We start from the raw sequence: 25,067 nt of genomic DNA, 5'->3' as shown, positions 1-25,067 counted from the left end.
CACGTGGCCCGAGTCGCCGTACCCGTCCTCCTCGTGGCCCGAGTCGCCGTACCCGTCCTCCTCGTGGCCCGAGTCGCCGTACCCGTCCTCCTCGTGGCCCGAGTCGCCGTACCCGTCCTCCTCGTGGCCCGAGTCGCCGTACCCCTCCTCCTGCTGACCCGACTCGCCGTACCCGGCTTCCTCCTGGCCCGACTCGCCGTACCCCTCCTCCTGCTGACCCGACTCGCCGTACCCGGCTTCCTCCTGGACCGACTCGCCGTACCCCTCCTCCTGCTGACCCGACTCGCCGAGCACCTCCTCCTGCTGGCCCGACTCGCCGAGCACCTCCTCCTCTTGGACCGACTCGCCGAGCACCTCCTCCTGCTGGCCCGACTCGCCGAGCACCTCCTCCTGCTGGCCCGACTCGCCGAGCACCTCCTCCTCTTGGACCGACTCGCCGAGCACCTCCTCCTCTTGGACCGGGTTGCTGTGCGCATCCCCGTCGTGGTCGTCGCCGATACCCGGGGATTGTGACTTCAGCGGGTCGGGTGGTGTTGACAGGTTGGGGTGGCCTGGATGCGACGTGTGGGGATCGTCCGTGGCGAGCGCGGTCCCGGCGCCGACCAGCGGTACTACGACGAGCGCAGCAGCTGTGGCGGTTGAGACCAGGACGGATCGCCTGCGTGGCGACGTCATCTGTCTTCTCCTCGTGGGGTATGGCCCGACGGCAGCATGGGCAAGCTCCGGAAATCCAGAGAGCTCATATAAGTGAATAAATAAGAAAAAATGATCAGAAGTAACGCTGCGGCGGCCAGAAGTAGCCGGATGGTGTACCGGGAAGCCCCCGAAGGCCTGTTTCAACGGCATCCGGGGCCGGGCACGGGCCGACGCAGGTGGACTCGATCACCCCCGCGATCAGTCCAGCTTCCTCGCGGCCCGCAGCTTCTCCAGCAACACCAGGTGCAGTTCATCCCCCACGCCGGCCAGGCGGCCAGGCGCCGTCGGCAGGCCATTCCGGAGCCAGAGCCCGGCTCTTGGGGCAGGTGCTCCCACTGGATGCCGGTGTGCAGCACGACCCGTGTCGGCCCGCCCGGCCCACGGTGACTCGCGGCGTCGGCCCCACCTCGTTGGCAGCGTCCGGGCTGAGCCGCTCGGCGACATCGAACGCACCGGTGAGGCCCCTGATTGCTGAACGGAGGAGCGGGACCAGCTGACTGGTCCTCTGCGTGTCGGGGCTCACCGGCGATGGCGACTTGGAGTCGCGCTGTTACTCACTTTCGGGTGACGCCCCCTGCCACTTGGGGGGTGGTGGCACCTGGCGAACAGACCCCGCACCTCAACGCCTGCAAGGGGTGCGGGCCTGCAGGTGCGTCAACCTCACGCCCGAGGTCAATAGATGGACGTTACATCCGAGAGTCATGGAAAGTTGGACAAAAAGTAACAGCGCCCATGTTTCCCTCTCAACTTCTCCATTGGGTGGACAGAGTGTGTGTGCGGCCAGTCGGCCGCGACCGCACACCGCACCAACATCCCCGGACGGCCACCCTGGCTGTGCCGGGGAGGGTGTCCGCACCGTAAGGGGACCTCATGTCCGCTTTCGCTTCTGTCACCGCCCGCCGTCTCACCGCCGCCGCGCTCACCACCGGCGCCCTCGTCTCGGTGATGACCCTGCCGGCATCCGCCGACCACGCCCGCCCCGAGCGGCCGAAGGTGAAGATCTCGGACGTCCAGTACGACTCCCCCGGCCGGGACGACCACTCCAACCGCTCTCTGAACCGCGAGTGGGTGGAGATCACCAACACCGCCCGCCGCAGTGTCAACCTCGACGGCTGGACCCTCAAGAACGAGGACGGAGAAACCTACACCTTCGACCACTACCGCCTCGAAGGCCGCACCACCGTGCGCATCCACACCGGCTTCGGCCGCGACACCGACAGCGACCTGTACCAGGACCGCCGCGACTACGTGTGGGACAACCGCTCCGACACCGCCACGCTCCGCAACGACCACGGCCGCTTCGTCGACGACGCCTCCTGGGGCCACCACCGCCACGGCGGCGGCCTCGGGCACGGCCACGGCCACGGCCACGGCCACTGGCACCGCTAACCCCCCACCGGCTGCGATGAACTGAAGGTTCCATCGCCGCCCCGATGTCACACCGACGCCCCCGGCCCCAAGGCGACTTCCATGGGTCGGGGCGTCGCCATGGCCGTCACAAGGCAGCCCGCACAACACGGGCACGGGTCTCCGGCTGCGGCTACCCGGTCGAGTGCAACGACGCGTCAGGCGGGAACCTACGCCGGTGGGAACTCGTCATGCCCGGGGCGCAGTCGGTGCTTTGGCCAGCGCGCCGCCCGCGCGAGTGGAAGTACCGGGTACATCACACGAGCAGGCCCACGGCGATCAGTGGGGAAACACCCGTGACCGTCACCGCGGCCAGCGCGTCTCCCAGGCCCGGGACCAGATGGCCCAGGCCCGAGCGCCCCACGACCATGGCCGCGAGGATCCAGACGGCCACGCAGCGGTCCACGAGGGACAGGCGTCCCGCCACGCCCCCTCGGCAGCCGCAGTGCTCACGAGGCGGCCACGGCAGGTGCCGTGCGGTCGGGCAGCGGGTCGCCTGACGGACGGGTCAGGATCGCGGCGAGCCGGTCGGTCATCTCCGGGACCAGCCGGTAGTAGACCCATGTGCCGCGCCGCTCGCAGTCGATCAGACCGGCCTGCCGGAGCAGCTTCAGGTGATGGGAGATCGTCGGCTGGGACAGGTCGAAGGCCGGGGTCAGGTCGCACACGCAGACCTCGCCACCCGCGCGTGAGGCGATCATCGACAGCAGGCGCAGCCGCACCGGATCACCCAGCGCCTTGAACACCTTGGCGAGCTCCGGCGCCTGGCCCTCGTCCAAGGGGGTCGTGAGCAGCGCCGGGCAGCAGCTGCCGGGCGTGTCGCCCACCCCGTCACCCTGACTCAACACGACCATGTCTTGATTCGACATTTCTCTATGTTGACATTCTTCGATCCAGGGCGCAATGTTGTATCGACAGACATCAATGCAACCCGTTGGGAGTCGTGCCATGTCTCGCGCTCAGCTCGCCCTTCGCGTCAGCGACCTCGAAGCGTCGATCACCTTCTACTCGAAGCTGTTCGGCACCGAACCGGCCAAGCGGCGTGAGGGCTACGCCAACTTCGCCATCACGGAGCCCCCGCTCAAGCTCGTCCTGATCGAAGGACAGCCCGGCGAGGAGACGCGCCTGGACCACCTCGGCGTCGAGGTCGAGTCCACCGAGCAGGTCAACGCCGCCACCGCTCGCCTCAAGGACGCCGGCCTGGCCACCTTCGAGGAGAACGACACCTCCTGCTGCTACGCCCTCCAGGACAAGGTGTGGGTCCACGGTCCCGGCCGGGAGCCCTGGGAGGTCTACGTCGTGAAGGCCGACGCCGGCAAGCTCGGCAAGAGCGCCGATCCCGGCAGCTCTGGGGACGCCTGCTGCACCGGTCAGGCAACCGTGGACGCTCCGGTGGCCGCCGGGTGCGCGTGCGGGCAGTGATGCGAACCGCCCCGTGCCGTGGGTCTCACAGGGCGAGCACGTGGCGGGCAGGTCGCCTGTGCGGCCCGCGACTTGATCACAGCGGTTCGGCGGTCCTGCGGGGGTCGTCGGACGTGATCCGGTCGATGAGACGTCGTGCCTGTTCCTCGGCGGGGACGTCTCGGGTGACGGGCAGGTCGAAGGTGAAGCCGGGGCCGTGAGGTGGCCTCTTCCGGCGGGTGGTGAAGTACACCTCCACCCCTTCCGGCGTCTCACGCCTCGGTTCCACCTGGTCCACCACGCAACCCCAGCGCTCGAACCAGCCGCTGTGCACGAGCTCTCGGGTGACGAGCCGGGCGACCGTGTCCACGGGCTCCTCCCATGCGGTGTCCGCGGCGGCGCGCGTCAGTTCCGCGTCGTACTGAGCCGCGTCGAAGTGGACGTCCGCGGGGACGGGTACCCGGATGTCGTTCGTGTTCTGCCATGACGACCACACCACCCTGTCACCCCGGCGGTGGACGGTGACGAAGACGCCTCCGCAACAGCCCGTGTGGCAGTCGTTGTTGGACAGCTCGACGCGGCGGGGTTCCGCCGGAGCCGCCAGCGGCCACCCCTCGGCGGGCCCGAACCACTCCCTGCGCGAGCAGCTCGACACCCCGCCGGGATGGATCTCTGCCAGCACGTCCCGGCCGTCGATCAGCGGGCGCACCTCTGCCCACTGGTCGATCGCGAGCGGGTGCGGTATCGCGTGCCGCAGAGCGAGCCTGCTGATCCGGGTGGAGGTGGTCATGCCGTGCATCATCACCGGCCTCGTCGGGTTCCGAAAACGCTTATCGGGAGGGTGATTCCGCCCGCGCCGGGAACTTTCACGGCTTCCGCCACGACTCCTGGACTGCCAATGCCACACACACGCAGGGGAGTTGATGGTCATGGAAGACGGCTCCGGTCGTACCCGGCGCGGAGTGCTGCGCGGGGCGGTGACGGGTGCTCTGGGGGCGGGGCTGGTGGTTGCCGCCGGTTCGGGTGGTCCGGTCGCCACCGCGGTGGGGGGTGAGGAGGGGGAAGCGGGCGCCGGGCGGTTACGGGTGGCGGTGCTGCTGTACGACGGGTTCACGGCGCTGGACGCGGTCGGGCCGTACGAGGTGCTGTGCCGGGTGCCGGGCGTGCGGGTGGCCATGGTGGCGCGTGAGCGGGGGCCGGTGCGTACCGACACGGGCGAGCTGACGCTGGTCGCCGAGTGCGCCATGCGGGACGTGCGGCGGGCCGACGTACTCCTGGTGCCCGGGGGCGGTGAGCGCGGGGTCGTGGCCATGATGGAGGACGCGGGCGTCCACGAGTGGATCCGCCGTATCCACCGGCACTCGGTCTGGACGACCTCGGTGTGCACCGGCTCGCTGATCCTGGGCGCCGCGGGTCTGTTGCGCGGCCTGCCCGCCACGACGTACTGGGCCTCGCGCCCGTATCTGAAGGAGGTCGGCGCCGTCTGCACGCCCGGCCGGTTCGTCGAGGCCGGGAAGATCATCACGGCTGCCGGGGTGTCGGCCGGCATCGACATGGGGCTGCGTCTTGCCGCCCGGCTGTCCGACGAGGACGTGGCACGCGCGATGCAGCTCGCCGTCGAGTACGACCCTGATCCGCCCTACGACACCGGCAGCCCCGAGAAGGCGGACGAGGCCACCGAGGCTCTCGCCCTGAAGCTGATCGCCGACGCGGCGCGTTAGCCGACAGCGGCCCGCCTTCCGACTGCCGGCACCGACCCGTGGGCCCCGCCCGGCTGCCGGGCGGGGCCCACGGGCGGGAAGGGTCTCAGTCCAGGTCCCTGCGGCCGCGGATGGAGCTCGTCCACATGGCCAGCGGGGTCAGGAAGCCGACGGCGACGATCAGCCAGAGGGCGCCGCGGCTGCCGAGGAGGGTGCCGGCGATGCCGGCGGTGAGGGCGCCGACGGGGACCGCCCCCCAGGAGACGAAGCGGACGGTGGCCATGACGCGGGGCAGGAGTTCGGGCGGGGTGACCGTCTGGCGGTGGGTGCGGGCGAGGACGCTGAGCACCACCGCCGCCGCGCCGACGCCCACGTTGCCGAGGGCGAACAGGAGCAGGCTCCAGCCGCTGCCGGCCAGCGGCATCAGGAGGGCGGCGCAGGCGCCGGCCAGGGTCGAGTACAGGATCGTGCGGGCGCTGCCGAAGCGGTTGGCCAGGGTGGTGGTCACGGCGGCACCGATGAAGCTGCCCAGCCCCTCGGTGGCGATCAGGATGCCGACGAGGCTCGCCGGGGCATCGAGCGTCCTGACGAGGAAGACGGGGATGAGCGCCATGAGCGCGCCGAGGGTGAAGTTCACCAGGGTCGCCGCGGCCGCGCAGAGCCGGATGACCTTGTGGCGGACGACGAAGTGCCAGCCCTCCTTGATGAGCGCCAGGGTCGACTCACGCGTGGCTTGCGGCGGCTTCGGGGCCGCGGGTCTCGGCAGACTGCGCAGGAGCACCGCGGAGACGAGGTAGCTGACGGCGTCGAAAACGAGGCTGACGGCCGCGCCGCACAGCTGGACCAGCACACCGCCCACCGCCGGGCCGCCCATCTGGGTGGCCGCGGCGGAGCCGGAGGTGAGACTGTTGCGCGCGGTCAGTTCCTCCTTGCTGACGATCGACGGCAGGAAGGAGGAGTTGCCGACGTCGAACACCACCGTCGCCAGGCCCACGACCAGGGCGACGACGACGAGTTGCGCCAGATGCAGGACGCCGAGGAGGGCCGCGACGGGCACGGACAGGACCGCGACCGCCCTGATGACGTCCATGGCCACCTGGGTGCCGCGCAGCGGCAGGCGCTGCACGATGACGCCCGCTGGGAGGCCGATCGCGATCCAGGCGGCGTACTGGGCCGCCGGGAGGAGGCTGACCTCGAAACTCGACGCGTGTAGAACACTGACGGCAAGGAGGGGCAGGGCGACTGTGGTCACCGCGTCGCCGACACCGCTGATCGTCGTGGCGGTCCAGAATCGCCAGAAGAGGGACGCCCCCTTCGCCGGATCCTGCGCCGGCCCATCAGCCGGGCCCTGCGCCGGCCCATCAGCCGGGCCCTGTGCCGACCCGCTCGTCGCGTCCTGTGTCGACCCCTCCGCCGTCCGGCTGGTATCTGATGAGCCATCAGATCTGGTCGTCTGGTCGGCCGTCACCGGTCCCCAACCTCCATGAGAATCACAGCAATTGCAGCAAATGCAGATCCTGCACAGCTTGCCGGTCTCGCTGATTTTGCTGACTTTTTATGCTTCTGGCGTTGCGGAAATTGCATGGTCGGCGTCAGCTCGCGTTTTCCCCGACCACGTCGTCGGCGCCCCCGTCGAGCAAACCCGAGTTGGCGATGAAGACGCCCAGCTGACAGCGACTGCGCGCTCCGAACGTCTCGTAGATCTTGGAGATATGGCTGCGGCAGGTCCGCACGCTCAACCCCATACGGCGGGCGATGGTCTCGTCCGTCTCACCGTCGGCGAGCAGCTTGATGATGGACAGGCGGACGCCCGAGAGCAGGACCTGCACATCCGGGGCGCGGTTCTGGGCGGGGAAGGGAGTTCCGAGGAGCCAGGCCCGCTCGAAGATGCCGACCAGGAATTCCACTATGGCCGGCTGATAGATGGCGAGGGCGACCTCGCGATCGCTGCGGGCCGGGATGAAAGCGACCTTGCGGTCGAAGATGATGAGGCGCTCGGCGAATTCCTCGAGGCTGCGGACCTGTCCGCCGTACTTGGTCACCTGGTTGACGTAGCGCCTGGTGGCCGGGCTGAAACGGGCGGAATGCTGATAGACCGTGCGCATGCGGATGCCGCGGTCCAGCATGTCCTTGGTGGCCGACCAGGCCGATTCCAGACTCTCCGCGCTCCGGCCTCCGCCCGGCTGGGCCGTGAGGACCTCCTCCTGGCACCGTGCGGCAGCCCGCTCCAGCTCGGCGTTGATGGCGTCGTGGCCGACCAGCGTGACGAACTCCAGGTTCCGGTCGGAGCCGGCGACCGCCTCGGTGTAGGCGACCTCATACTTGCCGAAGTCGGCGCGGAGCCGGAACGCCTCGCGTTCCAGGCTTTCGATCTGCCGGTCGAGCGGTGCGAGAAGTCTGGATGCCGCGTGGCGCGGAGTGGAGACGCTGAAGGTCTCTCCGTCCTGATGGACCGGAACCAGCAGGTTGTAGCGGCACAGCTTCTCGACGGCGGCGGCCGTGCGCTCCCGGTTCCAGCCGAGGGTTTCGCTCAAGCCGCTGAGTCTGACCTGCCTCTGACGAACAGCCAGCGCATACACGCGCTCCGGATCCGCCTCGTCCTCTGACGTGGCATCAGCAATCGCTATTTGTGTTAGTGGTGAATTACTCACACTGTCCCCCTCCGCGCTGACACGCGCAAGCAGACCAGCCATCGTGGCCCTCGATGGACTGATCCCTGTCTCCACACGAGGATATTGCGGACGACGGACCTGGCCACATCACAGGATCCGCGCTAAGCCCCCCGGAATTGTCGTCGCCGCACCTGCCGCATTCAGACGCTGCCGAATTGGGCAAGCGGAGAGTAAGCGTATGGTCCCTACAGGCACTCGGCAGTATGGTTTTCAGACACAGTTCAAGCCAGGACGATTGAATTCGGCCCTATGCCCGAGGGGGTGCGGGCAGCGGCCGGGCGCGTCAGGCGCGCGTGGCTGAATCCGTCCAGGCGATGAGGTCCTCGACTTCCACCACGCAGTCCCCGCAGCCGGATCCGGCGCCCGTCTCGTCACGCACCGCCGCCGCGTCGCGGTGGCCCGCCCGGATCGCCGCCATGATCTCGCTCTCGGGCACCCGCGCGCACAGGCAGATCAGCGGATCGTCACTGCCGGACACCGTCGCCCAGTCCTTCCGCCCAGCGGACGAGTTCGGCGTCGGCGAGTGAGGAGGCCAGCCAGTCGTGGTCCAGCGCGGCGCCGGGCAGGGAGGGCACGGTGACGACGTAGAGGCCGGCCGCGCGGGCCGACGCGATGCCGGTGGCGGAGTCCTCGAAGGCGACCGAGCGGCCCGGGAGGGCACCCAGCGCCTCGCAGGCCACCAGATAGAGGTCGGGGGCCGGCTTGGCCGTGGTCACCTCGTCGGCCGCGAAGGACACCGGGAAGTAGTCGGCGAGGCCGGAGGAGGTGAGCGCGGTGTCGAGCAGTTCCCGGGGGGAGTTGCTGGCGACCGCCACCGGAAGGGCCGCGGCGCAGCGCTTGACGAGTTCGGCGGCCCCGGGCAGCGCGTCTGCCCCCTGCGCCAGCTCCTCGCGTACCAGACCGAGCAGTTCGGCGGCGAGTTCGCGGCCGGCTCCGGGCCGGCCGAAGTACTCGGCCATCGCCTCGCCCGCGCCCTGCAGCGTGCGGCCGATGACCAGGGCCTTCTGCTCCGGGCCGAAGTCGTGGCCATGGGCGGCGAAGATCTTGGTCTCGGCCCTGGTCCAGCAGACCTCGGTGTCGACCAGGAGTCCGTCACAGTCGAAGACGACCGCTTGCGGGGCGGGGGGAAGGGCGCTCACTCTTCGTTCCTCCAGTCGGCGGCCGCGACGGTGGCGAGCAGCGGCGCGACACCCGGTTCGTTGCAGTCGATCCATTCTGTCAGCACCGACAGGACGTCCCAGCGGGCGGCGCCCGGGGGCAGTTCCGTGTCGCTCAGGGCCGTGAGCCAGTGCCGGACCGCGTCGCGTGTGCGGTGCTCGCGGGCGAGCGCACCCCACCGGTCGGTGCGCCCCGCGAGCCGGGCGAGGCTCGGCTCCGCCGCGAGATCGTGCAGCGGGACGTCCCGCTCCAGCTCGGCGACCAGGCTCCGGGCGGGGCACAGCTGTCCCTCGGCGGGCGGGCTCTGTGTGAGCGCGCTGCGCAGCCAGGCGGTCCCCGTGCGGTAGGTGAACAGCCGCAACTCCCGGACCAGGTCGGCCGGCTCGTCGGGGGTGTGGACGAAGTTGAACAGCCCGTTGACCCGGCCGAAGCGGGTGCGCAGGTCACGGCCGTGGGCGGAGGCGGGATCGGCCGCCCCCTTGGCGGCGGTCAGCCGTACGCTCGCGGGGAGGCCGGATCCCCCTCTGCGCGTGTCACGCAGCAGGACGAGCGCGGACGGGCCGGAGCCCAGCAGGTGGTCGACCACCGCGATGCGCTGCCGTGAGGCGGCGTTGAACTGGTAGCGCCAGATCTCCCTGGTCAGCACCGGGTCGAAGTGGAACGGCCGGGCCGCGAAGGGTTTCCAGCCCTCCTCCTCCAGGATCTCCAGCACCCGCGGACCGCGCCGGCCGGCCAGGGCGTCCGGCTTGAGGACCACGAAGGTGTTCGCGTGCAGCCAGGCCCGCTCGCTGGGGGAGCCGAACAGCTCCAGCCCCTCCCGCGCGTAGGTGTCCAGGCGGTACAGGTCCCGCTTGCGCGGGTCCACGGTCAGGGAGTCGAACGCCCGCGGCAGCACGGCCGAGCGGGTCGTGCCCGGCACGTGGAGGTCCGCCGGCGCCGGGGCAGCGGTGGTCGTCGTGGTCACCTGTCCTCTTTCCTGGCGGTCGCGGCACCGCCGCCGATGAGCTCCAGCACGGTCCGGCAGGCGGGGCGCTGCGGGTTCACCAGATGCATGTGGCGTGCGCCGGGCACGGACACCGTTGTCAGCCGTGGTCCGTCCTGCGGCCAGTGGTCCAGCTGGTGGCGGGTGAGTTCCGCCGGTACGGCCTGGTCCTCCTGCGCGCTCACCACCGTGACGGAGGCCGCGTCGGCCGGCGCGAGCACGGGCGTCGCCTCCCGGTGGGTCCCGCCGGCGGCGAGATGCTCGGCCAGGAACACCTCCACGGCTCCCTCGCCGACCCCGAGGCGGGCCGCTTCGGCGAGGTCGGTCACCGGGGCGAGCAGCACGACGCGGGCCCCGCGGGCCTGCCCCTGGAGGGCGGCGAGCAGCAGATGGGCGCCCGCGGAGTGGCCCACGAGCACGGCGCCGTCCCAGGTGCCGTCCTTCTGCCCGAGCAGGTGCAGGGCGGCCCGGCAGTCCTCGGCGGCGCCCGGCCAGGCCCCGCCGTCCCAGCTCGGCCGGTACTCCAGGACTGCGACCCGGTGGCCGAGTTCGGCCAGGGCGAACGCCAGCGGTTCCAGGTCCTGCGCCGTACGGTCGTGCCGCCAGAAACCGCCGTGCACCAGCACCACCGGTGCGGCCTGCGGTGTCTCGGCGACGGGCGCGTCACCGTCCTCCGGTTCCGCCGGCCCGTACAGGTCGATGCGCTGCCACCCGGAGGGTCCGTACCGGAGGTGGCCGAAAGCCGTGCTCACAGGAGGCCGAACGCTTCGAGTCGCGACAGCCAGTGGTGCATGCGCTCGTCGGACATGCGCACCTCGGCCCGGCGCTCCGCGGACTCCTCCGCGGCGCCCAGGCGGTACCAGACGGTCCCGTCGTCGCGGCGGATCATGAAGGCGCGCTGCTTGCGGGCGGGGCTCTGGATCATCAGCGAGATCGTCTCGGGCTCGGTGATGGTGGTGTGCAGCTGCTCGTGGTCGAGGGTGATGCACCGGCCGGCCGGCTCCTCGCGCACGAAGTACGGCCAGAAGCGGGAGACGTCGGCGCTCTCGTCGAGCGGCTGGTCGGTCGCGTACAGGGTGTGCTGGTACGCGCCGTGCAGGATGTAGGCGGTGAAGCTGTAGCGGTGGTTGTGGACCCGCTCGTACTGGTCGGTGTTGGCGAGCCGGAGCCGGATGCGCAGGCCCTTGTCCTGGTCGTCCCAGATCACGATCTTGTCGTCGAGCGCGTGGCACTCGAACTTCTCGCGCAGCTCCGGGGTGCGCAGCGCGCGGCCCACGAGGGTGCGCAGCAGCGCCCGGTCGTCACCGAGCCGGCGGGCGATCGCCTCGGTGATCTCCGCCGCCGCCTCCAGGTCGTCCCAACGCACCTTGGGAAGCGAGGCCATGAGCGCCTCGGCCTTGGCGATGTCCTCCTCGGAGGGCGCGGTCAGCAGGATCGACGGGGTGAGATCCAGCAGGTCGTCGCCGGGGCGGGTCACCATCACAGCACCTCCATGGCCCGCAGACGGCCGGTGAGTTCGTCGAAGTAGTCCTTGCTGATGCGCTTGCTGCCGCGGCGCTCGGCCTTTTCCTTGTCCTCACCGAAGCGCCACCAGACGCGGCCGGTCTCGCGCTCGGTGATGATCGAGCGCTCCTTCTCCGCGGGGCCGCGCAGGAAGAGCGAGACGGTGTCGGGGGTGGTGTACGTGGTGTGGATCTCGCTGTGGTGGAGCGTGTAGCAGTTGCCCGCCTGCTCGTGGGTGACGAACCGGGGCACCACGCGCAGGTCGGTCGGCACGGCGTCGAAGTCGTCCTGGGCGCTGCGCGGAATGTCCTCCTCCGACAGGCGCCCGGTGAGTTCGTGCCGCACGTGCTTGTACTGGCCGCGCATGATCAGCGAGGTGAAGGTGAACCGGTGGTCGTGCGGCCGGTCCCGGTGGTCCTCGGTCGAGACGTGCACGCGGATGCGGAAGCCGCGGTCCAGGGCGTCGTAGATGACGAGCTTGTCGAGCAGCCGGTGGTGCTCGCACTTGTCGAAGAGGTCCTCCTCCTCGCGCGCCCGCTCCAGCAACTGCGTCAGAGCCGCCTTGTCCTCGGAGAGCGCGGTGAGGATCTCCTTGGTCTGCGCGCGGGCCTTGGGGAGATCGGACCAGTCGACGACCAGCCGGTCGAGTGCGTCAAGCATGTGGGGCTCCTTCTTCGGATTACGCGACGGGGAGGCGGGCTTCCGACCGGACGGGCAGTCCGAACACCCGGTGCGCGGTGCCGGCGGCGAGGGTGCGGACGTCCTCCGGGGACAGGCCCTGCGACTGCGCGTTGGCCATCTGACGGGCCAGCGGCACGGAACCGGCCGCGACGATCCCGTCCTGCTGGTACCAGAGCGCGTTGTCCACGCGGTGGTGCAGGTCCTGGCCGCCGAGCCGTGCGGAGTCGCAGCGGTCGGTCATCATCATCGAGTTCTCCACACCCATCAGCTGGACGGCGCGGGTCGCGATGGCCAGGTCGACGTGCTCCCCGTCGAAGTTGATGCAGGCGCCGATACGGCCGGCCGCCGCCTGGCGCATGATGGCCGCCGGGACCGGTCCGACGATCCGCGCCATCTGGTCGAGGGTCCAGCCGGGCAGGTCGTAGGAGGCGATGACGGCGTCCCGCTCGGCGCGCGCCCGGGCACTGCGGAAGGCGTGCCGGATCAGCAGCGGCATGTCGTTGAACAGGTGGTCGGTGACGACGCGGACGCCGTTGCCGGACCACTCGCTCTGCCAGGCCATCTCGACGATCTCGTCGACCTGTTCCGCGCTGCGCAGCGGGTCGGCACGGGTGAAGTGGCCGAGCGCGGGCCGGATTCCGTGGGCCATCAGGAGCGGGATGAGCCAGTCGAAGCCCGTGTCGCGGGCGGTGGGCTCGTCGTGGAGTTCGGAGGCGGGCGAGAACGCGTCCGGCGACAGGACGGTGTACGTCAGTCCGTACGGACCGAGGGCCGCGAGGCGTTCCCACTCGTGCCTGCTGGGGGCCCAGACGGTCGACGCGGGAGTACCGCCGTGGCTGGCCAGCAGCGGCCCCTCAAGGGCGATGCCGGCGACGTGCGGCAGCTGTCCCTCGCCCCGCATGCGGTGGTACTCGTGCACGAAGGCCTCGAACTCGGCGAGCTGCTCCCGGTGGAGGTACATCGTGGGCAGGCTCAGGACGCCCTCGCTCGCGCACCAGGCGTCGAGGCGCGCGAGGTCGACCTTGGTGAAGTCCGAGAAATCGACGTCACCGAACCCATGGCAATGGACTTCCACGGGCGGCAGCCCACTCCATGGATTCGCCATAGGCGACCTAGACCCGCTCGCTGCAGTGGATTCCACGAGACAACTCCCAATCCAATAAGTTGGCCTTAGTGATTGTCGTTCACCGTACTCCGCTGCTACCAGTCCGCATCGAGCTCAGCATCATGCATTGCAGGATGGTGAAGGTGCGCTGATCGGCTCCGGCGGCTTAGTGTCGTTCCAGCGAAGCCGACGGGCTCCGGTCACCGGAACCTGATGGCTCGCCTATTCCCCAGGAAAAGGAGGTGATTCCACATGAAGAAGTACACCAAGCCGGCCACCAAGAAGGTTGCCTTCGGGACCGTTCTGATCACGGTCGTGTGATGTGCGCGCCGGGGCGCCGAGGTTCTCTGGACCACGGCGCCCCGGCGCAAATCCTTTTTCTGGGTACTCCGAGATCGAGTGAGGTGAATATGTGCGGCCTTGCAGGTCTGGCCCGCACCGATGGGCAGGTGCTCTCGCCGGACACTGACGGCCTTCTGCGTCGCATGGCGCGGGCCGTGGCCCATCGAGGCCCCGACGATCAGGAGTTGTTGCGAACCGGGCCGGTCGGCCTGGCCTTCACGCGACTGTCCCTCGTGGACCCCATGAACGGCGGCCAGCCGATCCACAGCCCCGACGGCGACGTGATCCTCATCGCCAACGGCGAGGTCTACAACCACCGCGAGCTGGCCGCGACCCTGCCTTCGGGCGTCCGCCTTCGCACCTCCGGCGACTGCGAAGTGCTGGTCCATCTCTACCAGCAAAAGGGCCTCCGGTTCCTGGACGACGTCCGGGGCATGTTTGCGATCGTCCTCTACGACCGCAAGAGAAACCGTCTCCTTTTCGCCCGCGACCGGTTCGGCATCAAGCCGCTGTTCCATCACCGGAACAAAGAGCGCGTCGTCTTCGGATCCGAGATAAAAACGCTCTTCGAAGACCCGGCCTGCCCGCGCGAACTCGACTGGGACAGCGCCCTTTCCGACCAGGCCCTCACCGGAGCACCGGATTTCGTCGAAGGCGCGCCCAATACCTGGTTCCGCGGTGTCGAACTGGTGCCGGCCGCGACCATCGTCACGATCGACCTGCGTGACGGAAGTACCGAGAATCACCGCTATTGGTCCTTCCCGCGCCCGGCGGATCTGCGGGACGAGCTCTCCCCCGCCGAGTTCACCGAGCGGTACGCGCAGGCGCTCGCCGACTCGGTGCGCGAGTGCGAGACCTCGGACACCGAGGTGGGCCTCTTCCTCAGCGGTGGTGTCGACTCCGCGTCGATCGCCGCCCTGAGCACCATCCGCCCCCGCACCTTCACCGCCCTCAACGGCAGCACCCTCGCCAACGAGGACGCCATGTACGGGCATCGCGTCGCCCGGCACTACGGGCTCGACAACCACCAGGTCCTCTTCGACATATCCCGGGTGCCCGCCGCGCAGGAGTGGAAGAACCTGCTGTGGCTGCTGGAGAGCCCTCAGTGCGGTCCCGAGGTCTTCTACAAGCGGGAGCTGTACCGCTTCGTCAAGGCACGGTTCCCTGAGATCAAGGGCATGCTGCTGGGCGGCGGCAGCGACGAGTTCAACGGCGGCTACACGGCCAGCTTCGGCGACGACTGGGAGCAGTTCGCCTCCGGCATCGACGGCATGGCGCTGCGCGACGACCGCCACCGCCACCGCGGTCTCGCGGCCTGGTGGGAGCAGTCCCCGCAGCCGCTGGTGCGGGCCGAGGTGCTGCGCCGCGGGACGCCCGCCGAGGACCCCTACGAGCGGTACCTGCGCTGGAAGTACCGCGACGTCCAGCAGTACAACTGCTGGCACGAGGACCGGACGGCCGCCGGCAGCGGCATCGAGGCCCGGGTTCCCTTCCTGGACCACCGTCTCGTGGAACTCTCCGCCTGTGTCCCGCCGTCGCTGCGCTCCCGGCTCACCTGGGACAAGCGCCTGCTGCGCGACGGCCTCGACGGGGTGCTCCCGGCCGAGTTCGCCGAGCGGACCAAGGTCGGGTTCTTCTACGGCGACGGCATCCGCCACACCTACCGCGCCTTCGCGGGCATGCTCGCGGCGGACGGCGACGCCCTGCTCGAAGAGGCCCTGTCCGGCCCGCGGGCCAAGGAGTACCTCGACGCCGACAACGCACGTGCCACCCTGCGCGCCCTGCAGCAGGACCCGTCCTCCGGGCACGTGGAGTTCCTGCTGCGCGCGGTCAACCTCGGACTGCTGGACGTGATGCTGCAGCAGCCGCCCACGCCGCCGGTGGAGGCCACGCCCGCTCCCGTCCCGGTCGAACTGATCGTCGGGGACTGGGACGCGGAGCGCGACGGCATCGAGGCCCGGGTGCTGCGGCGGCCCGACCTGCACGACGCGCTCGTGCCCGCGCTGGACGAGTCGGTCCTGCTGCTCACCGACCAGAAGGAACCGCTGCTGCGCTACCTGGTCACCGACGGCGAGATCCAGTTCGTCATCGACGGCGAGGAGATGCCGCAGTGGCAGCGGCTGCTCGACGGCATCGACGGACAGCGCACCCTCGGCGAGCTCCTGGCCGCCGCGGAGTGCGAACTCTCCGACGTCGAGGAACTGCTGTTCCAGTCGGCCGAGTTCGGCCTGCTCACCCTCTCCGGCCCGGCGACGGGCGAATAGCCGGGCCACCGGCCTGCCACCGGCGTGTGCGGTGGCAGGCCACCAGCCATGTCCAGCCCCCTGTCGACCGCGCCCCGGAAGGCCAACGCCCGCATGAGTTTCGACTTCACCCGCTGCCTGGACGAACTGGCCGGGCGTGATCTGCTGCCCGACGGCCGCGACTCCGCGTTCGTCGTCGGCTCCCTCGCCCGCGGCTGGGGCAACGACCTGAGCGACCTCGACATCTACGTGGTGGGCGAGAAGCCGTGGACCGGCAGCTCCTCCGGCACGATCCGCGTCCCGCTGAGCCACCCCGACGTGCCCACGGAGCACTTCTACACCGAGGAACGGCGCTGGGAGGTCAAGTACTGGACGTCCGGCCAGGTGGAGGAGATCCTCGCGAAGGTCTCCTGGGCGGAGTTCGACCAGGGCCGGACCATCGGGCAGATGCTCACCCGGGACGAGGAGCAGCTGCTGGAGCGCCTGCTGGTCTGCCGCCCGCTGGACGGCGAGGAGTGGGTGCGCCGGCAGCAGCGGCTGATCGAGGAGTCGGCGTTCGGGGCGGCCGTGGTCACGCACTGCCTGACCAACGCCGACGACTTCGTCGAGGACGCCCTCGGGCAGCTGGCCACGGGCGACGAGGCGAGCGCGGTGCTGTCGGTGCGCCAGGCGTTCGGACACGCGGTGGACGCCCTGGTCGCCGCGCACGGCGAGTGCGGCCGGCTGGTGAAGTGGCGGGCCCGGCGCGTGAAGGCGGCCGCTCCGCAGGCGCTGTCGTACGAGCGTTACTGGGCGGTCGAGACGATGCGCGACTTCGATCCGGACGACCCGGCCACCTGGGTCCGTGACGTGATGTACCTGTGCAAGCTCCTTTCCATGAGGGTGGAGATCTGAATGTCCCTGACCACCTCAGCGGCCGATGTCGTGCCCCGGCTCGGACTGGCGGCACGGTTCCGCAGGTTCCGTGACAAGACGCTCATCGCCGTCGGGCCGAACGCCATGGAACTGTCCGACTCCGCGGCCTTCATCCTGGCCTGCGTGGACGGGCAGCGCTCGGTGGCCGGCATCGGCGCCCTGCTCGCCGAGGAGTACGGCATCGACGTCGACGAGGCGGTCGCGGACGCCGCGGACCTGATCGGCCAGCTCGCCGAAGTCAGGGTCCTGGACCTGCCGAACGCCTGACCCCTCCACCACCTTCACCAACGATTGGGAACCATGCGATGTGCGGGATTGTCGGGCTCTTCGTGGGGTGCTCCGCCCTGGCCTACTGCCCCCGCAAGGCACTCGCCCCGGCCGGCGCGGCGACGGCCGCCGGTGCCGCACCGGTCGCAGGTGCCGGACCCGTCGGTGGTGCCGAATCCGTCGCCGGCGCCGGGCAACTCGCCGGTGCCGGACCCGCGTCCGGCCCCGAGCCCGGGGCCGGGGCGGACGGGGAGCAGGCCGACGTCTCGTACAGCTCCCCCTTCGGCCGCTGGGCGGAGCGGGCGACCGTCCGCCGGTCGCCCCGGCGTGAACTGAGCGCGCCGTCCTCCGACGCCTCCCGCTACTTCTCCCCCGAGCTGGTGCCGGTCGCCCGCCACCCGCTCATCGCCGAGCTGCGCCCCGAGCTGTTCGACACGGTGCTCGTCCAGCACCTCTACCGCTACCTGGACTTCACCGCCAAGCTGGAGACGCTGGTGGTCAACCGCACCGCGCTCGGCATCGCGCAGGGCAGTGTCGGCGTCGAACTCCCCGAGGAGATGCGCTTCGACGCCTACAAGATCTACTGCGACGAGGCCTACCACGCCCTGTTCTCGGTGGACTTGATGCGCCAGGTCCGCGGCACCACCGGCATCGCCCCGGTGCTGCCGGAACAGCCCTACTTCCTGCGGCGGCTTCAGGAGATCCAGCAGGAGCTGCCGCCGCACACCCGGGCCCTGGCCGAACTGCTCTTCGTGACCGTCTCGGAGACGCTGATATCGGCGAGCCTCGCCGAACTGCCGGTCGACAGCGAGATCGTGCCGGCCGTGCGGGAGACGATCCGCGACCACGCCGCGGACGAGGGACGCCACCACGTGTACTTCGCCGCCTTCCTGCGCTACCTGTGGGCCGCCCTCGACCCGGCGGCGCGGCGGGAGGCGGCGCTGCTGGTGCCCCGGCTGATCGCGGCCTTCCTGCAGCCCGACACCGACGCCGTGCGCGCCGAGTTGCTGGGCTACGGGCTCACGCGCGACGACGCCGAGCAGGTCCTCGCCGAGGTGTACGACGAGAAGACCGTCGCCGCGCACACCCGGGCGACGGCCAAGCGGACGATCTCCTATTTCGTGGCGCTGGACGTGCTGGACGACCCGATGGTGGAGCACGAGTTCCGCGCACACGGACTGCTCTGACCCCCGTACGGCCCGACGGGGGGCCGTGGTTCAGGCGTCCAGGTCGCCGGTCATCAGCCGGGTGCCGAGCGTCCCCTCCAGCCGGCCCAGCAGTTCCTCGGCCCTGCCCACCGCGGCCCGCCGGTCCCCGGCGCGCAGGATGAAGCGGGCGACGGCCTGGCCGGGGGCGACCGTCTCGCCCGGGCCGGTCCGGTAGGCGTCGAACCCGATGACCTCCAGGACGTCGGCCTGACCGTCGAGCGGCGTGAGGCAGGCCGTCGCGGACAGCCGTCCGCCGTCCCGGGGAACGACCGCGAACACGGCGGTGCAGCCGGTGATCGCGCCGGGGACGTCGACCGGTTCCCCGGTCATGAGCTGCAGCCAGGACCGGTAGATGTCCTGCCCGGTGGCGTGCCGGTAGGCGTGCGGCAGGCCGCCGCCCATGACCCGCGGATTGAACTCGACGAGGACCGGCCCGCGTGCGGTCACCATCACCTCCAGGTGGAAGATCCCCTGGTCGGCTCCGATGGCCCGGCAGACCTCCTCGGCGTAGGCGACGCAGTCGGCGCTCTCCTGCGGCGACAGCCCCGCCGGGACGCACGAGCCCAGTTCGACCACCTCGTTCTCCGGTGAGCGGAACCGGCCGGTGACGCAGAACGGGAAGAACTCGCCCCGCCGGGCGCCGATCTCCACCGAGACCAGCCTGCCCGTCAGCTTCTCCTCCACCAGGACGCCCCGCGCGAACTGGGTCCGCCAGTGCGCCGGGACCCCGTCGGTGCCGGTCAGCACGTTCCGGCAGGCGGCCGCCGCCTCCTGCGGGTCGTCGGCCACGTGCGAGAGGAGGCTGGCGCTGCCGGACGGCGGCTTGATCACGACGGGGTAGCCGATCCGCCCGGCCGCGGCCAGCGCCTCGTCCACGTCGAGCGCGCGGGCCCAGCGGGCGGACGCCAGCCCCGCTTCCTCGAGCGCCGCCCGGCACCGGTCCTTGCGCCGGGCGGTGAACACCGCGTCGGGCGCCGTGCCGCGCAGCCCGAGGCTCCGGCAGGCGGCGGCCACCGCTTCGGCGGCCAGCTCCTGGAACGTCACCGCCACGTCGATCGGCGACTCGGCGTGGCACTTCTCCAGCGCTTCGAGCACGGCGGCGGGGTCCGTCGTGTCGATCCCGTCGATCAGCCGGTCCACCGCCCGAACGGCCTTCAGGGTCTCGCCGGTGAGCGCGTACTGCGTCAGCGCGGGCTGCAGGAACGTCACCCGGTGGCCCGCCTCCTTGGCAAGCCGTACGGCCTGCACCGCGGGGGGATTGACGTCGACGATGGCGATGTGCACGAGCGGTGTCCCTACGGTCGGTCCGCAGACGGGGCGGGAGGGGTCGGGTGGGGCGGAGCGGGCCGGCCGGGGCTCAGCGGTAGTGGACCTCACCGGCGCGCACCCGGTACGGGTCGCGGTGGAAGACCTCGAAGGACACCGCGGGCCGGCCGCCGAACCTCGCTCCGGCGGCGGCGAGGTTGCGGCCCAGGAAGCCCCGGACGTAGGCCTGCGGCTCCTCGTCGGTCAGCGCCTGAAGGTAGGTGGCGTGCTCCAGCACCGCCCGGACGCCGCGCTCCACCGCCCAGGTGACGTCCACGGCGTGCGTGGGGTACGGGGATCCCGCCACCGCCTGCCAGCGCACCCCCTCCCAGGGCTCCAGGCCCTCCTCGGGGAACAGGTACCGGTTGGCGGCGTCGGCCGCCGCGTCGAGGGCGGCCCGGCCGACGTTGCGGTGGTCCGGGGTGTTCCACGAGACGCCGCGCCAGTGGTCGTGGTGATTGAGCGTGAAGACCAGCTCCGGGCGGTGCCGGCGCACCGCGAGCGTGAGGTCCCGCCGCAGCGCGGTGCCGTACTCGATCAGCCCGTCGGGGTGGTCGAGGAACTCCACCTGCTGCACTCCGGCGACCGCGGCGCTCGCGCGCTGCTCCCGCTCCCTGATCGGCGCCGCCTTCTCGGGGTCCAGGCCGTCGATGCCGCACTCGCCCCGGCTCGCCATCAGGTACACGACCTCCTTGCCCTCGTCGACCCAGGTCGCGACGGCGGCGGCGGCCGAGTACTCGACGTCGTCGGGGTGCGCGACGATGGCCAGGGCACGCGTCCAGTCGGTGGGAAACTCCTGGAGCTGTTCAGTCATGGGTCAGTTCCTCGTCGCTCGGTCGGGGTTCCGCAAGGCGGTCGGGGCCTTGGGGTGAGGGGTGGAAGAGCAGGGCGGGCAGCAGGGCGCCCGCGGCCAGGGCCAGCGCGCCCCCCGACAGGAACACCGCGGCGGTGCCGAACCGCTGCGCGACGAGACCGCCGAGCAGGGCTCCGACGGGCGAGACGCCGAGGATGATCCACCGGTAGACGGAGTTGACCCGTGCGAACAGCGCGGTCGGGATGGTCGACTGCCGGTGGGACATGCTCATCACGTTCAGCTGCACCATCAGCCCTCCGCACACGGCCAGCGCGGCGAACGCGGCCGGCGGGGCCGGCAGGGCGATCGCGGCCAGGCACAGCCCCACGGCGGGGGCGCAGAAGCCGAGCACCGCCCGCCCGCCGAAGCGTTTCAGCAGCCGCGCGGCCACCAGGCCCGCCAGCACGCCGCCCACGGCGGGGGCGGCGGCGATGACGCCCATGGCCGAACTCGGCAGTCCGAGCCGCCCCGGGGAGACCACCCACACCGGCAGCATGGTCATGGTGGCGGCGAACGCGATGTTGCCGGTGGCGGCGACGGCGGCGAGGCCGATCAGGTCGTGGCGCCGTCTGAAGTAGGCGGCGCCCTCGCGCAGGTCCCGCCACATCGACGCGATCCCGCGGCCGGCGGGCCCGGGTTCCCGGGGCGCGGCCGGGAGGGTGTGCGCCCCGAACGGGCCCGGCCGGCGGTGCAGCAGGGCGAGGCCGACCAGCCCTCCCCCGTAGAGCACGGCCGCGACGGTGAAGCCCACGCCGTGCATCGAGGCGAGGACGCCGCCGAGGGCCGGGCCCGCGAACTGCGCCGCGAGGGTCTGGCCGGACTGCAGATTGGCGTTGGCCCTGGGCAGCAGCTCCGGGGCGACCAGACGCGGCAGGAGCGACTGGGCGGCGAGGTCCACAAAGGTTCCCATCGCCGCGATCAGGAACGCGCCGGCCACCAGCGCCCACACCGGCAGCATCCCCGCCCAGGCGAGCAGGCCGAGCACGGCGACCAGCGGGAAGCGGCATTTCGACGCCCAGTTCATGACGGCCATCGGCGCGCAGCGGTCCACGACCACTCCCGCGGGCAGGATCAGCAGCAGCCACGGCGCCCGCATGGCGACGCCCACGGCGCTGACCACCAGCGCCGAGCCGCTCAGGGAGAGGGCCAGCAGCGGCAGCGTGACCAGGTAGACGCCGTCCGCCAGGTTCGAGCCCAGGACGGACGCCTGGAAGATCCGGAACGGGGCGCCGAGTTTGCGGTCCGCCGGTGCGGACGGCGCGGGCTGCTTCGGGTGGGCACGCACGGGCCGTCTCACGCCCCCACCAGCAGGACGCTGTTCATGACGGCGCCCGCGCCGGCGTTGAGCACGGGCCCCGCCTGGGGAGTGCCGTGCCGCACCAGCATCCCGGACGCACGCAGTCCGTACAGGAAGGGGCCGAGGACGTAGGGGACCTCGGCGTCGGTGACCTCGCCGCTGGGGGTGTGGACGAAGCCGAGGCGGACCCGGTCCGGTTCGACGTGCTCCTGGAGGACGTGGCCGCCCTGGCGCGCCGCCCGCTCCACCTCGGCGTGCCAGGTGCCGTCGGACACCGCGGCCCCGATGACGACACCGCGGCCCCCGAAGCCGTCCGCGGGCTTGAGGACGAGGCGACAGCGGCCGGTCAGTGCCTCGCGCGGGGCGGCTCCGCCCGCGGTCGGCTCCAGCCGGACCGTCCTCGGGATGTGCGCGGTGACGAACTCGCGCTCCCGCGACGGCAGTCGGTCCAGGTCCTCCCAGAGCCAGGCCAGGGTCTTCTTGTTGGTGAGCAGCATGGTGGCCTCCGGCGTGAACATCCCCACGGCGCCCGTGGACACGGCACGGGCCAGCGCCGTGAGGCCCGGGCTCGCGCCCTGGCCGTGGCTGACGAACGAGCGGAACACGCCGTCCACCGGGCGGCCACCGGCCCTGAGGCGGCCGTCCCGGCCGGTGGTGAGGTCCTCCAGCGGGTGGCTGAACAGCTCGATGCCGTGGCGCCGGGCGCTGCGGAAGACGGGCGCGAGCCACGCGGCGAACCGGGCGGGGTCCTCGGCCAGCCCCGGCAGGTTGCCCACCCGGTAGTGCGGGAGGAGGACGGCGGCGTCCGCGGGCAGCGCGAGGAAGGACCGCAGGGCCTCGGCCCGGGCCTCGACCGCCGACGGTGGTGCGGTGAGCGCGGGCCCGCCGGGCAGCGGTGCACGAAGGTGGCGCCGCAGGAAGCGGTCCGAGACCAGGTCGGTCTGGAGCACGCCGCCCAGGGCGCTGTCGACGTTGAGTTCGACGAACCGGGGCGTGCCGCGCTCCATCAGGATGTCCGGGCGGATCGCGGCCAGCAGGTGCCCGCCGAGCGGGGCGTGGTGGTCGAGCAGAGGGAAGGCCTCGGGCCGGGAGCCGAGCGCCGCCAGCAGCTCACCGGCGGTCCGGGCCCGGCGCAGGGCGGCGTCCAGCACCAGCCGGGCGGCGCGGGCGGACAGGTCCGCCGTCCTGCGGTAGTCGTCGGCGGGCAGCAGCAGGGGACGTACCGGCCGCCACGGGCCGTCGGCGCCGTGGATGCCGTCGAACAGCGCGGCGGCCGCGCGGGCGTCCTCGGCGTCGCCGGACGGGTCCGTTGCCGGGGCCGCGGCCTCGTCCGGGCCGGCCGTGTCCGTCCGGCGGGCCCTTCCCACGGCTCCCATCAGCCGCTCCGGTCGTCGAGCAGCGCGCCGAGCCGGTCCAGGCCCTCGCGCAGCACGGACTCCTCGCGCGCGAAGGTGACCCGCAGGCCCTGTTCGCTGTCGAAGACCTCGGCGGGCATGAGCAGGACGCGGCCCCGGTCCAGGACGCGCCGGCACAGCGAGAGCGACGGCTCGCCGGTGTGCAGCGAGAGCCAGGCGAACGGCGTCCCCTCGGGTTCCATGACGCGCACCGCGCCCTCGTGCCCGGCCGCCCAGTCGCGCAGGGCCCGGTATCCGTCCGAGGTCAGCCTCCGGTACCGCTCCAGATAGTGCTCCCGGCGCTCCAGCACCTCGGCGGCCAGCCGCTCGGTGAGCACCGAGTTGGAGATGGTGGTGAGGTGCTTGAGGTCCATCGCGGCGCGCACCAGCTCCGGGGGGCCGCACATCCAGCCCGTCCGCAGCCCGGGAAACCCGTAGACCTTGGAGAGGCTGGAGACGGACACCGCCCGCTCGAAGCGGCCGAGCAGGGAGTCGGCGGCGAGGTCGGCCACGTACTCCTCGTCCAGCAGCAGGTGCCCGCCGTGCCCACGCAGGGCGGCCAGCAGCGGTTCCGTCTCGTCGTCGGCGAGGCGTCGTCCGCTCGGATTGCAGGGCGAGTTGAGCACGACCGCCCTGGTCCGCGGTCCGATCAGCTCGGTGGCGGCGGCCACGTCGGGGCGTCCGTCGGCCGTCAGGCCCACGCACGAGACCTCGCACCCGAGCGCCTCCGGCACCGCGCGGGCCTGCTGCCAGCCCGGGGTGAAGACCACGACGTGGTCACCGGGCCGCAGCAGCGCCTGGTAGAGGAGGTACAGGGCCTCCTGGGCCCCGTGGGTGATGCCCACGTGGTCGACGCCCCGGCCGTAGCCGTCCGCGACGAGCGAGCGGAGCCGGTCGGTGCCCGCGTCGGTGCCGTAGTCCAGGACCAGGTCGGCCGGCCACGGCAGGTCGCCGGCCGTGGAGCAGTCCACGTGGCTGTCGCCGAGGTCGATGTCGTAACGGCCCCTGGCGTCCTCGAAGACCCAGCGGCGCATCGGGTACCCGGTGCCCGGGCGGGCCCGCCTCATGCGAGCGCCCCCTCGGCCAGCCGCTGCCCGATGCCCGCCGCCCAGCGGCCGCGCAGCACCGGGCGGACCACTCCGGTGAGGGTGACCGTGCCGTCCTCGCCGATGCCGACCTCGACCTCTCCCCCGGGCATGCGGACCGTGACCCGGGAGCCGGTGAGGCCCAGGGCGTGCGCGGCGACGGCGGCGGCGCAGGCGCTGCTGCCGGAGGCGAGGGTGTACCCGGCGCCCCGCTCGAAGATCTCGATCCGGAGGGTCTCCCGGTCGATCACGTCGAGGAGTTCGACGTTGATCCGGTCCGGGAACATCGCGTGGTCGCGCACGGCCGCGCCGACCGTGCGGGCCAGGGCCTCGTCGGCGGTCCGGTCCGGTACGGGGATCACGCAGTGCGGGCTGCCGAGCTGCACGCAGGTGACCTCCCACGGTTCACCGGCGGCGAGCAGGGGCTCGCGCAGCAGGGTGCGGGCGGGGCCGGCCGCACCGACGGCGCGGCTGTCCAGCGAGGCCGTGCCGAGGTCGGCGCTCACCGTGCCGGCGCCGAGGTCGAGGACACGGACCGTGGCGGGGCCGGCGGACGAGTGCAGCGTGAAGGCGTCCGCGTCCGTGTGACCGGACTCGCGCAGGTAACGGGCGAAGATCCGCAGGCCGTTGCCGCTCTGCGGGCACTCGGAGCCGTCCGCGTTGAACGTGAGCAGCCGGAAGCCCTCCTCGGCCGGCAGCGGGCCGTACAGCAGACCGTCCCCGCCGAGGCCGTGGTGGCGGTCGCACGCCAGCCGGACGTGCTCGGGCAGCGGCACGAAGCCCGTGCCGCTCGGGTCGATGACGATGTAGTCGTTGCCCAGCGCCTCGTACTTGGCGAAATCCATGGCCGGAA

24 protein-coding genes and 3 pseudogenes are annotated in these 25,067 nt (G+C 71.5%); 7 read left to right on the top strand and 20 right to left on the bottom strand.

Going from position 1 to position 25,067, the window contains the following annotated elements; genetic code table 11:
* Together AB0937_RS00640 and AB0937_RS00635 are read right to left on the bottom strand one after the other, a co-directional pair.
* Nucleotides 1-675: pseudogene (locus tag AB0937_RS00640) on the bottom strand (hypothetical protein); the annotation flags it as partial.
* 222 nt (nt 676-897) lie between these two features.
* Nucleotides 898-1,052 (bottom strand): annotated as a pseudogene (locus tag AB0937_RS00635) (IS5/IS1182 family transposase); the annotation flags it as partial.
* A gap of 514 nt (nt 1,053-1,566) precedes the next feature.
* Between AB0937_RS00635 and AB0937_RS00630 the strand changes: the two are divergent.
* Nucleotides 1,567-2,085, top strand: a complete 519-nt coding sequence (locus AB0937_RS00630) for a lamin tail domain-containing protein (protein WP_366708775.1) — start codon at nt 1,567-1,569, stop codon at nt 2,083-2,085.
* A gap of 277 nt (nt 2,086-2,362) precedes the next feature.
* On the opposite strand, the pseudogene AB0937_RS00625 reads toward AB0937_RS00630, so the two are convergent.
* Both AB0937_RS00625 and AB0937_RS00620 read right to left on the bottom strand, forming a co-directional pair.
* Nucleotides 2,363-2,530, bottom strand: a pseudogene (locus tag AB0937_RS00625) (arsenical-resistance protein); the annotation flags it as partial.
* 22 nt (nt 2,531-2,552) lie between these two features.
* Nucleotides 2,553-2,972, bottom strand: a complete 420-nt coding sequence (locus tag AB0937_RS00620) for a metalloregulator ArsR/SmtB family transcription factor (RefSeq protein ID WP_366708774.1) — start codon at nt 2,970-2,972, stop codon at nt 2,553-2,555.
* Between the two features lie 79 nt (nt 2,973-3,051).
* Here AB0937_RS00620 and AB0937_RS00615 point away from each other — a divergent pair, with 79 nt between their 5' ends.
* Complete coding sequence (locus AB0937_RS00615) at nt 3,052-3,525, top strand: ArsI/CadI family heavy metal resistance metalloenzyme (RefSeq protein ID WP_366708773.1); 474 nt, start codon at nt 3,052-3,054, stop codon at nt 3,523-3,525.
* 76 nt (nt 3,526-3,601) lie between these two features.
* On the opposite strand, the gene AB0937_RS00610 is transcribed toward AB0937_RS00615, so the two are convergent.
* The gene (locus AB0937_RS00610; RefSeq protein ID WP_366708772.1) at nt 3,602-4,294 is read right to left on the bottom strand and encodes a hypothetical protein; all 693 of its coding nucleotides are present in this window, start codon (nt 4,292-4,294) and stop codon (nt 3,602-3,604) included.
* Between the two features lie 139 nt (nt 4,295-4,433).
* Here AB0937_RS00610 and AB0937_RS00605 point away from each other — a divergent pair, with 139 nt between their 5' ends.
* Nucleotides 4,434-5,225 carry a DJ-1/PfpI family protein gene (locus tag AB0937_RS00605; RefSeq protein WP_366708771.1) on the top strand — a complete coding sequence of 264 codons (792 nt, stop codon included), beginning with the start codon at nt 4,434-4,436 and terminating at the stop codon, nt 5,223-5,225.
* An 85-nt stretch (nt 5,226-5,310) separates the two neighbouring features.
* Here the strand turns inward: AB0937_RS00605 and AB0937_RS00600 are convergent, their stop codons facing one another.
* The 9 genes from AB0937_RS00600 to AB0937_RS00560 form a co-directional block, all read right to left on the bottom strand.
* Nucleotides 5,311-6,672, bottom strand: coding sequence for an MFS transporter (locus AB0937_RS00600; protein WP_366708770.1), 1,362 nt, complete (start codon nt 6,670-6,672; stop codon nt 5,311-5,313).
* Nucleotides 6,673-6,796: 124 nt separating this feature from the next.
* Nucleotides 6,797-7,738 carry a LuxR C-terminal-related transcriptional regulator gene (locus tag AB0937_RS00595; RefSeq protein WP_366708769.1) on the bottom strand — a complete coding sequence of 314 codons (942 nt, stop codon included), beginning with the start codon at nt 7,736-7,738 and terminating at the stop codon, nt 6,797-6,799.
* A 421-nt stretch (nt 7,739-8,159) separates the two neighbouring features.
* Nucleotides 8,160-8,354, bottom strand: coding sequence for a (2Fe-2S)-binding protein (locus tag AB0937_RS00590; RefSeq protein ID WP_366708768.1), 195 nt, complete (start codon nt 8,352-8,354; stop codon nt 8,160-8,162).
* Nucleotides 8,341-9,015 (bottom strand): HAD family phosphatase, encoded by a 675-nt coding sequence (locus tag AB0937_RS00585; RefSeq protein WP_366708767.1) that lies wholly within the window; start codon nt 9,013-9,015, stop codon nt 8,341-8,343. The genes AB0937_RS00590 and AB0937_RS00585 overlap by 14 nt, the downstream gene beginning before the upstream one ends.
* The gene (locus AB0937_RS00580; protein WP_366708766.1) at nt 9,012-9,998 is read right to left on the bottom strand and encodes a nucleoside-diphosphate kinase; all 987 of its coding nucleotides are present in this window, start codon (nt 9,996-9,998) and stop codon (nt 9,012-9,014) included. The genes AB0937_RS00585 and AB0937_RS00580 overlap by 4 nt, the downstream gene beginning before the upstream one ends.
* Nucleotides 9,995-10,768 (bottom strand): alpha/beta hydrolase fold domain-containing protein, encoded by a 774-nt coding sequence (locus tag AB0937_RS00575; protein ID WP_366708765.1) that lies wholly within the window; start codon nt 10,766-10,768, stop codon nt 9,995-9,997. Before AB0937_RS00575 ends, AB0937_RS00580 begins: the two co-directional genes overlap by 4 nt.
* Complete coding sequence (locus AB0937_RS00570; RefSeq protein ID WP_366708764.1) at nt 10,765-11,496, bottom strand: hypothetical protein; 732 nt, start codon at nt 11,494-11,496, stop codon at nt 10,765-10,767. Before AB0937_RS00570 ends, AB0937_RS00575 begins: the two co-directional genes overlap by 4 nt.
* The gene (locus AB0937_RS00565) at nt 11,496-12,179 is read right to left on the bottom strand and encodes a hypothetical protein (protein ID WP_194042695.1); all 684 of its coding nucleotides are present in this window, start codon (nt 12,177-12,179) and stop codon (nt 11,496-11,498) included. The genes AB0937_RS00570 and AB0937_RS00565 overlap by 1 nt, the downstream gene beginning before the upstream one ends.
* A gap of 19 nt (nt 12,180-12,198) precedes the next feature.
* A complete protein-coding gene (locus AB0937_RS00560) occupies nt 12,199-13,275 on the bottom strand; it encodes a hypothetical protein (RefSeq protein ID WP_366708763.1) in 1,077 nt (358 codons plus the stop codon).
* Nucleotides 13,276-13,625: 350 nt separating this feature from the next.
* Between AB0937_RS00560 and asnB the strand changes: the two genes are divergently transcribed.
* Genes asnB through AB0937_RS00540 form a run of 4 tightly spaced genes read left to right on the top strand, consistent with a single transcriptional unit; the run spans nt 13,626 to nt 18,259 of the window.
* A complete protein-coding gene (asnB, locus tag AB0937_RS00555) occupies nt 13,626-15,911 on the top strand; it encodes an asparagine synthase (glutamine-hydrolyzing) (protein ID WP_366708762.1) in 2,286 nt (761 codons plus the stop codon).
* A gap of 48 nt (nt 15,912-15,959) precedes the next feature.
* Nucleotides 15,960-16,784, top strand: a complete 825-nt coding sequence (locus AB0937_RS00550) for a hypothetical protein (protein WP_366708761.1) — start codon at nt 15,960-15,962, stop codon at nt 16,782-16,784.
* Nucleotides 16,785-17,072 (top strand): PqqD family protein, encoded by a 288-nt coding sequence (locus tag AB0937_RS00545; protein ID WP_366708760.1) that lies wholly within the window; start codon nt 16,785-16,787, stop codon nt 17,070-17,072.
* 38 nt (nt 17,073-17,110) lie between these two features.
* A complete protein-coding gene (locus tag AB0937_RS00540; RefSeq protein ID WP_366708759.1) occupies nt 17,111-18,259 on the top strand; it encodes a diiron oxygenase in 1,149 nt (382 codons plus the stop codon).
* Nucleotides 18,260-18,289: 30 nt separating this feature from the next.
* Here AB0937_RS00540 and AB0937_RS00535 read toward each other — a convergent pair whose 3' ends face one another.
* The 6 genes from AB0937_RS00535 to dapF all read right to left on the bottom strand — a co-directional run bounded on the left by AB0937_RS00535 (nt 18,290) and on the right by dapF (nt 25,059).
* The gene (locus AB0937_RS00535) at nt 18,290-19,564 is read right to left on the bottom strand and encodes an ATP-grasp domain-containing protein (protein WP_366708758.1); all 1,275 of its coding nucleotides are present in this window, start codon (nt 19,562-19,564) and stop codon (nt 18,290-18,292) included.
* Between the two features lie 73 nt (nt 19,565-19,637).
* Nucleotides 19,638-20,399, bottom strand: coding sequence for a PIG-L deacetylase family protein (locus tag AB0937_RS00530; protein WP_366708757.1), 762 nt, complete (start codon nt 20,397-20,399; stop codon nt 19,638-19,640).
* A complete protein-coding gene (locus AB0937_RS00525) occupies nt 20,392-21,723 on the bottom strand; it encodes an MFS transporter (protein WP_366708756.1) in 1,332 nt (443 codons plus the stop codon). The genes AB0937_RS00530 and AB0937_RS00525 overlap by 8 nt, the downstream gene beginning before the upstream one ends.
* A gap of 8 nt (nt 21,724-21,731) precedes the next feature.
* A complete protein-coding gene (locus AB0937_RS00520; protein ID WP_366708755.1) occupies nt 21,732-23,111 on the bottom strand; it encodes a hypothetical protein in 1,380 nt (459 codons plus the stop codon).
* Nucleotides 23,111-24,196 carry a pyridoxal phosphate-dependent aminotransferase gene (locus AB0937_RS00515; protein ID WP_366708754.1) on the bottom strand — a complete coding sequence of 362 codons (1,086 nt, stop codon included), beginning with the start codon at nt 24,194-24,196 and terminating at the stop codon, nt 23,111-23,113. The genes AB0937_RS00520 and AB0937_RS00515 overlap by 1 nt, the downstream gene beginning before the upstream one ends.
* Complete coding sequence (gene dapF, locus AB0937_RS00510) at nt 24,193-25,059, bottom strand: diaminopimelate epimerase (protein ID WP_366708753.1); 867 nt, start codon at nt 25,057-25,059, stop codon at nt 24,193-24,195. Before dapF ends, AB0937_RS00515 begins: the two co-directional genes overlap by 4 nt.
* Between the last annotated feature and the right edge of the window lie 8 nt (nt 25,060-25,067).

This window comes from Streptomyces sp. NPDC047880, from assembly GCF_040706515.1.
Lineage (GTDB): Bacteria > Actinomycetota > Actinomycetes > Streptomycetales > Streptomycetaceae > Streptomyces.
The sequence above is the reverse complement of the archived record's forward strand: the minus strand, read 5'-3'. Positions and strand labels throughout refer to the sequence as shown.